Source organism: Rufibacter tibetensis, from assembly GCF_001310085.1.
GTDB classification, from domain to species: domain Bacteria; phylum Bacteroidota; class Bacteroidia; order Cytophagales; family Hymenobacteraceae; genus Nibribacter; species Nibribacter tibetensis.
In genome coordinates this window covers 894,417-904,968 of sequence record NZ_CP012643.1, presented here as the reverse complement: position 1 = coordinate 904,968, position 10,552 = coordinate 894,417, and the positions used below count along the sequence as shown (strand labels likewise).

Below are 10,552 nucleotides of genomic sequence, written 5' to 3'. Positions count from 1 at the left end.
ATCTAAATATTTTGTCCTTCAAAGATCATTCTGCTGTTTCGCCGGAAAATTTACCTGCTTCGTCACTAATTCTTTCGTAGGGTTGTTATACAGAAGGTAAGTATAACGCGTGTTAATGCTATGCCCAGGTATGCGCACCTTTACCATTCAAAAACCGCTATCTTTGCGCATCCAAAAGCAGGCATGTAGTTTGGTTTGGCTTGCTTTACTGAAGAAGACAACATCATGTTAGATAAAATAGAAGACGCAATTGAGGATATAAAAGCCGGTAAGGTAGTGATTGTGGTAGACGATGACGACCGCGAGAATGAAGGCGATTTTATCTGTGCCGCGGAGAAAATCACTCCCGAGATTGTCAATTTCATGGCTACCCACGGCCGTGGGCTTATCTGTGCCCCGCTTACTGAGGAGCGCTGCGATGAACTAGGTCTGGAACTGATGGTAGGCCGCAACACCGCTTTGCATTCTACTCCGTTCACGGTTTCTGTTGACTTGCTGGGGCACGGCTGTACCACTGGTATTTCGGCCTCAGACAGAGCCAAAACTATACTGGCTTTGGCAGACCCAAAAACCGATCCTGCTTCTTTAGGCAAACCTGGGCATATCTTCCCGTTGCGTGCTCGCAAAGAAGGCGTGATCAGAAGAGCTGGCCACACCGAAGCAGCAGTTGACCTGGCCCAGTTGGCTGGGTTGGCGCCGGCCGGGGTTTTGGTGGAGATCATGAACGAAGATGGCACCATGGCTCGCATGCCAGACCTGGAGAAAGTAGCCGAACGCTTTGACCTGAAGCTGATCTCCATCAAAGACCTAATCACCTATCGCCTGCAAAAGGAAAGCTTAATTGAGCGCGAAATCGCCGTAGAACTGCCTACCGATTGGGGCGACTTTGATTTGTATGCCTACACGCAACGCAGCAACAACGCCAAACATCTCGCCCTGGTGAAAGGTACCTGGGAAGAAGGCGAGCCCGTGTTGGTACGGGTGCACTCTTCCTGTGTGACGGGTGATATCTTCGGCTCTTGCCGCTGTGACTGTGGTCCGCAACTGCACAGGGCCATGGAAGTGATTGAGCAGGCAGGCAAAGGGGTGATTGTATACATGAACCAGGAGGGAAGAGGCATTGGGCTTCTAAACAAACTCAAAGCCTATAAATTACAGGAGCAGGGCTTAGACACCGTTGAGGCCAACCTGCAATTAGGCTTCGGGACCGATGAGCGTGATTACGGCGTAGGTGCCCAGATCCTGAGAGACCTTGGTGTAACTAAAATGCGGCTCCTGTCTAACAATCCGCGTAAACGCACAGGTTTGATAGGATATGGTCTGCAGATTGTGGAGCAGGTGCCCATTGAGATTACGCCTAATGCCCACAACCAGCGGTACCTCACTACCAAAAGAGACAAGTTGGGTCATTTGATTCTTAAAAAATAAAGCAAAAAGGCGGAAGATTTCTTCCGCCTTTTTGCTTTATATCCTATAACGTAGTTGTGAAACAGGTCTTTATCCGTCAAATTGTACTTGGAAAAGGGACAGTAGAAATGGCTTGGACAAAGGCTCAAAAGTTATGCACGAAAATTGCTCTGTATGCGTTATAATGTACTGGGAATGAGACAACCTTCCTCAGTTTTTTGAAGTATATTTTTTTAAGAAGGGCATGTTACTTTTATAAGAGGCTTATAAGATGAAGACGATGGTAAGAAGAGTGTATGGGCTTTTAGTAGTACTGTGTATTTGGGCTTCCACTGCCATGGGGCAATCTTCAGGGTTGGTGGATGAATGGCCCATGGGAAGAGTGTACCTGGCCTCAGGGGACTCAGTGAGCGGGAAGATTACTTATCACCGGTCAGAGGACTTGGTAAGGATTCTGAAAACCGATGGTTCTGTGGTTGCTTACGCCCCAGTGGCTGTACGCGGCTTTGAGGCCATTGACAACGAAGGACGCTACCGCCGGGTGTTTGTGACCCAGCGCTGGAACTTCGGGAACGACTACAGTGATTTTCTGGCTCCGGCTTTTTTTGAACAGATTGTGATTGGAAACTATGGCCTGCTCAAGCGCGAAACCATGACCCGCCGAGACATCAGCCGTGACCCTATGTACCGTAACGGTTATTACCGTGGTGGATATTATAACCCCTATGGCGGTTATCCGATGGGTGGGCCTATGTACGTGGAGCAGCGCTTAGAGAATTTCTTTGTTTTGCTGCCTAACGGGAAAGTGAAAGAGCTCCGTAATGTGAAAAAGGACCTGGAGATGATCTATGGCAAGAAAAGCAATGTCATGAAAGAATACGTGCGGCAGAACAAACTGAAATATACTAGCCTGCCAGACTTAGCCAAGATTGTGAGTTATCTAGGCGCCATTTCTCAGCCTGAGGTTAGAACCAGTTCTGTAGATATGTAAGCTTATGCAGTAGGTCAAGATAAATGTTTTAAAAGCAGAACGCCCCGCTAAACTTTAGCGGGGCGTTCTGCTTTTAGGGCTGTTTTCAAGAAAACAGTCAAAAACGAATGTTTACAAATCTCTTGTCCTTAGCAACTGGTAAGAAAGAAAGCAGAAGAGACCCACGTATAGCATCGCCGGGATCAGGGCTTGCAAGGCGGTAAGGGAATCGGTGATTCCTAACATGAGTTGCTCCACCTCGCTGTGTGGGCTGGGCGTTAAAGAACCTAAAACCTTCATAGGAAAGTACTTGTCTAAGGTATCAGGCGTTTGCCAGTGAATGAGTCGTTCAATTACCAAGGTGTAGGCCATGAACACCAGAATGGCTAATCCGGTTTTCCGGAGCAGGAACGCAATTAGCATGGCTAGGGCCATATAGCCAATCAGTTGTACTAAATAATAGAGAACAAACTGGGCGTCTGTCAAAACGGATGAAGTGCCCTCACCAGTACGATGATACAACCCAAAACCCAGGCCCAAGATAAACACATAAACTGCCAGCACGCACGCCAGCAGCAGAATGACAGCAGATTTGCTCTGCACCACGTTTGCCCGGGAGAAGCCGTCAATGATTTGCTGCCGAAGGGTTCTGAACGCGTATTCATCAGACACCAGAATGATGATCAAAATACCCGGAATCAGGTTCAGGAAACTGGAAACGTAGGTCAAGTGCATCCAGAGCTTGGGGAATTGGTAGAGTTCGGCGCCAGCCATTTTCCCATTGACCATTACATTGCCGCGGGCATAAAAGAAGATAAATAGAAGGCTGCACTGCAACAACAGCAGTACCCAAAAGGTGGAATAAGGCAGTATTTTGCGTAGTTCTATGCGAAGAAGGGAGGTCATGCGTGGTCGGCTTTAATGATTTCCAGGAACTGGCTTTCCAGACTTTTCTTGCGCACCACTATTTGACCTAAGGCAATGCCCTGGTTGAAGAAGGCACGGTTGAGTTCTGAGCTATCGGTGGCAGGTTGCAGCGCCAACTGTACTTGTCCTTTTACCTGGCGGGCCTCCAAAACGAAGGGCAGGGTACAGGCTATCTGTAATAAAGCTTCCAACGGTGCTCCGCCACTGATAAATACCAGGTCATTGGTGGCCAGGATGGAAGAGACCGGTCCTTCAGCTTTCAGTTTGCCGCTGCGCAGAACCGCCATGTGGGTACATACCTTTTCTACCTCATCCAGTAAATGGCTAGCTAATACAATGGATTTGCCCTGACTTGCAATAGAAAGGATCAACTGGCGCACCTCGGCAATACCTTCAGGATCTAGGCCATTGGTTGGTTCATCCAGCACCAGCACCTCTGGATCGCCCAAAAGCGCAGCACCAATGGCTAACCGCTGTTTCATGCCCAGAGAGTAGCCCTTGAACTTGTTGTCTTTGCGTTGGGCTAGGCCTACGGTTTGCAGCACGCCGGGGATGCGGGCGTGGTCCACTCCCTTTACATCAGCGGAAAGGCGCAAGTTTTCTTCGCCGGAAAGATAGGGGTAGAAGTTAGGGGTTTCCAGCAGGGCGCCAATGCGACGTTTAGTATTTTTAGAGATAGGTTGCCCGAACCATTGGAAGGTGCCGGCGCTGGCATTAATCACATCCAGCACAATACCCAGGGTGGTGGTTTTGCCACTGCCATTGGGTCCCAGAAGGCCATAGATGCTGCCCTCTGGTACGTTAATGCTCAATTGGTCTAAGGCCTGCACCGTGCCATAACGTTTGCTCAGCCCTTGAATAGTTAAAATGTCTGCCAAATCTGGGTAGGTTGAAAAGGGTATCCTGCAAAGCTAGGAGGATTTACCTGAAAAGCTAACCAGCTAGAAGGTGCAGGGGAAAGTGGATGCCCTGGGTGAACTCGTTTCAGGCCTGCTTTTTAGGAAGCAGGCCTGAAACGGGGGCGAATTAATTATCTGTTTTCGTTTTAGGAGCAGATTTTCTTTGGGGTGGCGGAGGCGGAGGAAGCTTGCCGTATTTCTTCTCAAAGGCAGCCAAGCCAGTTGGGGTAGTGTCAAAACTCTCCACTTCCCCGGATTTAAAAATCACGTACAAGCTTTCATCGCCAACACTTAGTCCTTTTATAGTAGGATTGCGCTTTTTGAAGTCAGAGTTCAGTTCCACATTTAAGGGAGGAGGTGGAGGAGGTGGTGCCAAGGCAGCATCTGGCGCGGCAGGAGGAGCGGGTGGTGGCGGCGGAGGTGGGGGTAGGGTGCCGTACTTCTTCTCAGCCGCCGCGGTGCCCTCCGCTGTGCGGGGGTACGTTTCAGTTTTTCCAGATTTCAGGTGGATGTAGATCGTGTTCTGGTTCCAGCCCACTTTGTCAATGCTAGGGTTTCTGCGCAGGAAAACATCATAATCATCTTGAGGAGAGATGGTCTTCTTAGCGGGACCATCCTGAGGGGAAGTTTCCCAGAGAGGAGTGGAGTTCGCTGTGGCGATGCCCTGCAAAGAAACAAGCGAGAACGCCAGCAATGGCAAGGCAACCACAAAACGCAGGTGCTGCGCACGGGAAGAAGGAGCTTTGTTCATCATCATAATTCGGTGTTTTAAAGATGGATAACTAAAAGAAGAGGTAAATGAAAGGGACGAGGCCTCTGTGGTTTGTAAAAGCGAGAACTGGTACTGTTTCCGGTCCAGGCCAGCCTTCAGGGTTTGCTGATCAGTAAGGAACTCAAGATTTTGTTTCAGAGACTTGCGCAACAGCCACACTGCTGGGTTGAACCAGTGGAAGAGCGTGGTAATCTCTACTAGCAGAATGTCCAGCGTGTGCCATTCCCGCACGTGGGTATGCTCATGTTGAAGAATAGGCAGCCAATCTCTCTCTGGGTGCTGCCCTGAATTAAAGTAAATGGTTTTTCCGAAGGAGAAAGGAGGCAAACTGGCCTGGATCTTCCGGTACTTGAATCCTCTGTAAGAGGCGTTCTTAGATTTTTGGTGGATGGTGTATAACGAGGCCAATTGTCCTAGAAAGCGCAGCGTCATCACTCCTACGCCCAGCCAGAAGACTCCCACCGGGATAAGCCAGAAATCAAATCCAGAGGCTTCCGGCGTAGGCATCTGATGTATTACCCAGTTTGGAGAAAAGGTCTGGAAGGTTTGGTAAATCTGCTTTTTTTCTTCAAACAAAGACAGCACATCTACCAGGGGGTATAAACTGGAAAGCACAAGCCCGGTAAGAAGGAACAGGCGGTTTAGGCTGTAAAACGTAATCTGCCGAAGGACCAACTGGTACGTGAGGTAGAAGAGAACCAGACCAACGTTCACTTGCAGGAGGTAGAGGAGGAGCGCCGGCATATCATTCAGATTTTTGGTTTTCAATCATGTCCATGATTTCTTTCAGCTCCTCGGGGCTCAGTTGTTTTTCCTTCACGAAGAAGGCCACTAGCTCTTTGTAGGAGTTTTGGAAGTAGTCTCCCACAAACCCCTTCATGAACTTTTTCTTGTACTCTTCGGCTTTGATGAGCGGCGTGTACCGGTATGTGTTCCCCAGGCGTTCTGCCTGCACAAATTCCTTTTTCTCCAGGTTCTTCACCGTAGAGGCCAAGGTAGTGTAAGGCGGTTTGGCCTCAGGTAGTTTCTCCAGAAAGTCTTTGATGAAGCCGCCCCCGGTTTCCCAGATCACCTGCATGGCATCTTCTTCTTGTTGTGTCAGTTTTTCCATGATGTTCTTTATTACGATGTCTTCGTAATTATACGAAAAGTTCGTAATTAAGTGTATGTCATATGGATATTATTTTTTCCTGTAAAGCAGAAAGCTCCTTTCCTGAACGGAAAGGAGCTTTCTGCTTTAACTCTTTTGGAGGTATTTTCAGGAAATCATCTTTGAAACAGAAACTACTGGATGGGCAACGCGCCACCTTTCCAACGAGCTACCGGGTAGCGCATGTGCGTGCTCTCGTAATGGGGCGTGTTGCGGTAAATGAAGTTGAGTTGAGCTTGTGCGCTTTTGGCCAAGGCAGGGTCTTTAGCCTTGGCCTCCTCCAAAGCGACTTTCAGTTTGAGATCTTGTTTGAGATATTGGGCGGCCAAATCCTCAAACACGTATGCCGAAAAGTGCTCCTTCTGCCCTAAGATAGAGTCAAAGAAATTCCAGGCGAAGTAAGAGTCTGGTGCTTGCGGCTCCAGGGTCTCTACCAGAAAGCGGTTGCTCACCTGGTTTAAATACACCACGTAATCACCCGCGAAGTATTGGATGGGTTGCTGGGCGGTGCGCACCTTCACCTCAGTGTGCAGGTAATGGCCCTCGTACGGACGTTGACCAGTTTTGTAGTCAGTGATGTAATAGGTTTCGGGGGTGAGCACGGTGTCTTTGCTCAGTCGTTTCAGTTCTACCTGGTTCTGCTGCAGGCGCTCAATAACTTCAGTCCAGGCTTGCGGAATAATATAAGCAGCAGGCTTAGTCACTGTGAGCGTAGGGCGGAAGGTGTCAAAGAACTTCACCGGCCGGGTGAAAGGTGCCTTGCGGTCATAGTATAGGCGTTCCAATCCGCTTACCTCACTGGGTTTGTATTTGGCTTCATAGCCCTTAAAGTTGATGGTTTCTACCTGGGTGGTGTCAGGTTCCCAGTTCAGGACGAATTCCTGCTGGGTAAGCAAAGCGGCGCGGTCTTTCTGGCGGGCTGCCTGAATGGTTTTCCCGTTTTTGGCGGTATAATCCAGGAACTCCAGCATGAGGTCATACGTGGACTGCACCCGTTTGTCAAAGGCTTTGAGCATGTGCGTCTCCGGGATGAAGCCCAGCGTCTGGTACAAGGTGGTATAACCGCTTGCGTACCGGGGTAAATCGGCGAAGCCGAAAATGCCGGTCTCCGGGGTTTCTCCACGCGAGTTCACGTACGGCACCAGCGGCCACTTGCGCTTCTCCATGCCTTTGTACAGCGCCGGCAGCATCTGCTGCTTCAGAAGCGTACCCAACGCACCGCCCAGTTTGTTGTGCTGGGTGGGAATAAGCGTCATGGTGTACTGGTAGTCGGCGCCGTTGCTGGTGTGGTTGTCCACGAACACCTCGGGGTCCCAGGTGCGGAAGATGGTGGCAAAGGTTTTTGCGTTTTTGGAGTCTTCCTTGATGAAATCGCGGTTTAGGTCCAGGTTTCGAGAATTGCCCCTGAAACCGTAGCTCTCAGGGCCGTTCTGATTGGTACGGGTGTGGCTGTTGCGGTTCAGGGCCCCACCTACGTTGTAAATAGGAATAATCACCAGCACCGTGTTGTCCAGCTGCTTGCGTAATTTCTTATCCTGCACCAGGTCGCGGGCCAGCATCATGGTGGCGTCAATACCCTCGGGCTCACCCGGATGGATGCCGTTCTGCATCAGCAACACCGTTTTGCCTTTCCGGTGAATAGAGGCTGGGTCAAAGTCCCCATCAGTGGAAATAACTACCGTGTGCAACGGTTTGCCCACATCGGTCATGCCAACAGGCGTCATCTTGATTTCAGGGTAGGCTTCATCTAAGCGCTGGTAGTAGTCAATGCACTCGTAGTAAGTGGCCGTTTGGTTGCGGTTGCTTTTCTCGAAAGGCGTCTTCCAATCCGGCGCAGGCGACGAAAGAAAAAGGGTACTTAAGGTGGTGAGCAGAGGTAGGAGCATGGAAATGGAAACGAGGTAAATTGAGAAAGTAATGTTAGGTAATCTGGCGGAGAAAATAAAAAGAGGCCCCGGATTGAGGGCCTCTTCACAGGTGATGTTTTCTTGTTTATAGATCAGGCAATTTTCAAGAAAGGGGTTATTAGCAAGTTTCCCAAAAGCAGGCTCAAAAGGGTAGAGTACTCCTGCTTAAGAGCATTCTTAATACAAACGGTTTTTGGTAGAGTCGCCCAGCATCTTGTTATCTAAACTGTATTTGCCTGGGCCGATGAAAAAGAGGCCCAAGAACAGAATAGCCGCTTCCAGGGCATGCGAATATCCTCCGAAGCCGTCGCCGGCTACCATGTGCCGAAGGGTGGCCACGATCATAGTAAGCAGCAGCAGCACCGTTACGGGCCTGAACAGGAAACCCAGCATCAAAAACAGACCACCCACGGTTTCGGCAAAGGCGGCCATAAACCCAAAGAAAGCCGCTCCAAACGTAATGCCCAGTGCTGACATGGCGCCGCCCACCTGTTCCCACTTCTCCATGCCGCCCGTGATCTTGGGCCAGCCGTGCAGAATGAACATAAAGCCAATGCCCAGGCGGAGTAATAGAAGGCCTTCGTTTTGAAACCGGTAGAAGTTGCGGGGACGATTCATGGAGAGAAGAGGTAGGGATATGGTTTTGGCTTCGGCTTCGGTTTTACAAGGTTGAGGACTTTTTATAGAAAGAAAGGTTGCTCAATAAATCATCACGCCAGAGACGAGGGTAGAATTAGGAACGTCTTTCACCGTTAGTTTGCCCCACCGGTTTGAAGGGATGCCGCGCATGTCCAGCACGAAGCTGATTCTATCTGGTTCTGAAATGGCCACGAAGTTTCCTTCGCCGGTGCCTACCCTGGTAATTTTGAAATTGTCTTTCACGTTTCCGAAGGTGCTGCCGATGCCGATGCCGGTAGCGCTTTTGAAAGCAGGGTTCAACACCGTGATGCGGGACACTTTACAAGTGGTGCCGGCGCATTCCTGTTCCACCCGCAAATCCGGACGGCGGCGCTCGCCTAAGACCTCATAGGCAGTAGTGGTCATGCCTTCAATACTGTGCTCAATTTGCTGGAGTTTGTTTTGCCCGTACGCTTGCTTCAGTTCGTCAATGGACATGCCAATCTTCACCATACCCGCTTGGCCTTTTTGCAGGGTTAAGTTAAAGAGCGGGTTGTTGGAAGATGGAGGCGTGGAGGCGGTAGACGGAGCGCCGGGCAACGGCTCAGGCGACATAGGTTCCGTGGAAGCAGGAGCAGGTGCTCCACCATCCGGGGTTTCAGCAGAGGCTTCAGTGGCCTCGGTAGAGACATCGCCGGCGGCTTCTTCCAGTTGGGTTTCGTTGCTGTCTTTTACAGTAGAGGCGTCTTGCTTGCAGGAGGCCAGGGCCAGTAGCGCTCCGAACAGAATAGTGGTCTTTTTCATCGCCATAGGTGGTTTAGCACGGCATAGGTACAGCTTCTTCCGGCATAACGCAAGCCCTTACCTGAAGTTGCCTTGTTTCAATTTGGCGGTGGGCCGTATACAACCTAAATTGGCCCAAACATTACAATTGACTATGAAGAAGCAGCCTTTGATATTAGTGTCCAACGATGACGGCATCACCGCACCGGGTATTCATGCCTTGGTGAAAGTGATGCAACGGATAGGAGAGGTAGTGGTAGTAGCCCCAGACAGTCCGCAGTCTGGCATGGGACACGCCATCACCATTGGCAACACCCTTAGGTTAGATAAATCGCTAGTTTTTGATGAAGTAGAGTCTTACGAGTGCTCCGGTACCCCTGCAGACTGCGTGAAACTGGCAAAGCACCATGTCCTGAAAGACCGCCGCCCAGACCTGGTGGTGAGCGGCATTAATCACGGCTCTAACTCCAGCATCAGCGTCCTGTATTCGGGTACCATGTCGGCGGCCATTGAAGCAGCCATTGAGGGCTTGCCCGCCATCGGGTTTTCGCTATGTGACTACGGGCATGACATTGATTTCTCCCACACCGAAGAGTACGTGGAGCTGATTACCCGCCAGGCGCTGGAGCACGGCATACCGGCCGGAGTAGCCCTGAACGTGAATTTCCCGAAACAGTCAGACAAACCTATTGCCGGCATCAAGGTGTGCCGGCAGGCTCGTGCCAAATGGGAAGAAGAGTTTGACGAACGCCTGGACCCCCGCGGCAGAAGCTACTTCTGGCTTACGGGTAACTTCGTGAATTTTGACAAAGGCGATGACACTGATGAAGCGGCTTTGGCCCAGAACTACGTGTCAGTAGTGCCATGTCAATTTGATATGACCGCCAGCCATGCCATTAGCTTGCTTAACAATGACTGGGACCTGAACCCTGGCGTGAAACCACCAGTAGGCACCAAAACCGTTGAGAGCGGATTGGCCGAAGGGTAAACTAGTTTGCCTCTGATTTAAACAAAAAGCCCCGAAAACGCAGATCGTTTTCGGGGCTTTTGTTATTCTTTCCTTTGTTGAGTATTTCATCTGTAGGCTGAGAGAAACTTGGGTTGGCAAACTCTCTTCTT

Annotated in this window: 10 protein-coding genes; 3 read left to right on the top strand and 7 right to left on the bottom strand. The window is 50.2% G+C overall.

Annotated elements, in window-relative coordinates; all coding sequences use genetic code 11:
* Positions 1–225 precede the first annotated feature (225 nt).
* Together DC20_RS03495 and DC20_RS03490 are read left to right on the top strand one after the other, a co-directional pair.
* Complete coding sequence (locus DC20_RS03495) at positions 226–1,428, top strand: bifunctional 3,4-dihydroxy-2-butanone-4-phosphate synthase/GTP cyclohydrolase II (RefSeq protein ID WP_062545770.1); 1,203 nt, start codon at positions 226–228, stop codon at positions 1,426–1,428.
* A 250-nt stretch (positions 1,429–1,678) separates the two neighbouring features.
* Positions 1,679–2,398: a hypothetical protein gene (locus DC20_RS03490; RefSeq protein WP_157593035.1), complete on the top strand. Its 720-nt coding sequence runs from the start codon at positions 1,679–1,681 to the stop codon at positions 2,396–2,398.
* A 111-nt stretch (positions 2,399–2,509) separates the two neighbouring features.
* On the opposite strand, the gene DC20_RS03485 is transcribed toward DC20_RS03490, so the two are convergent.
* From DC20_RS03485 to DC20_RS03455, 7 genes are all read right to left on the bottom strand, one after another.
* Positions 2,510–3,283, bottom strand: coding sequence for an ABC transporter permease (locus tag DC20_RS03485; protein ID WP_062542565.1), 774 nt, complete (start codon positions 3,281–3,283; stop codon positions 2,510–2,512).
* Positions 3,280–4,182, bottom strand: coding sequence for an ABC transporter ATP-binding protein (locus DC20_RS03480; RefSeq protein WP_062542564.1), 903 nt, complete (start codon positions 4,180–4,182; stop codon positions 3,280–3,282). Before DC20_RS03480 ends, DC20_RS03485 begins: the two co-directional genes overlap by 4 nt.
* Positions 4,183–4,330: 148 nt before the next feature.
* Entirely contained in the window at positions 4,331–5,719 is a 1,389-nt protein-coding gene (locus DC20_RS03475; protein ID WP_062542563.1) for a M56 family metallopeptidase, read from the bottom strand.
* A 1-nt stretch (position 5,720) separates the two neighbouring features.
* A complete protein-coding gene (locus tag DC20_RS03470; RefSeq protein ID WP_062542562.1) occupies positions 5,721–6,086 on the bottom strand; it encodes a BlaI/MecI/CopY family transcriptional regulator in 366 nt (121 codons plus the stop codon).
* Positions 6,087–6,259: 173 nt separating this feature from the next.
* Entirely contained in the window at positions 6,260–8,011 is a 1,752-nt protein-coding gene (locus DC20_RS03465; RefSeq protein WP_062542561.1) for a M14 family metallopeptidase, read from the bottom strand.
* A 198-nt stretch (positions 8,012–8,209) separates the two neighbouring features.
* The gene (locus tag DC20_RS03460; RefSeq protein ID WP_062542560.1) at positions 8,210–8,650 is read right to left on the bottom strand and encodes a DoxX family protein; all 441 of its coding nucleotides are present in this window, start codon (positions 8,648–8,650) and stop codon (positions 8,210–8,212) included.
* A gap of 81 nt (positions 8,651–8,731) precedes the next feature.
* Positions 8,732–9,454, bottom strand: coding sequence for a hypothetical protein (locus DC20_RS03455; RefSeq protein ID WP_062542559.1), 723 nt, complete (start codon positions 9,452–9,454; stop codon positions 8,732–8,734).
* 133 nt (positions 9,455–9,587) lie between these two features.
* On the opposite strand from DC20_RS03455, the gene surE reads away from it, so the two are divergent.
* A complete protein-coding gene (gene surE / locus DC20_RS03450) occupies positions 9,588–10,421 on the top strand; it encodes a 5'/3'-nucleotidase SurE (RefSeq protein WP_062542558.1) in 834 nt (277 codons plus the stop codon).
* Positions 10,422–10,552 lie beyond the last annotated feature (131 nt).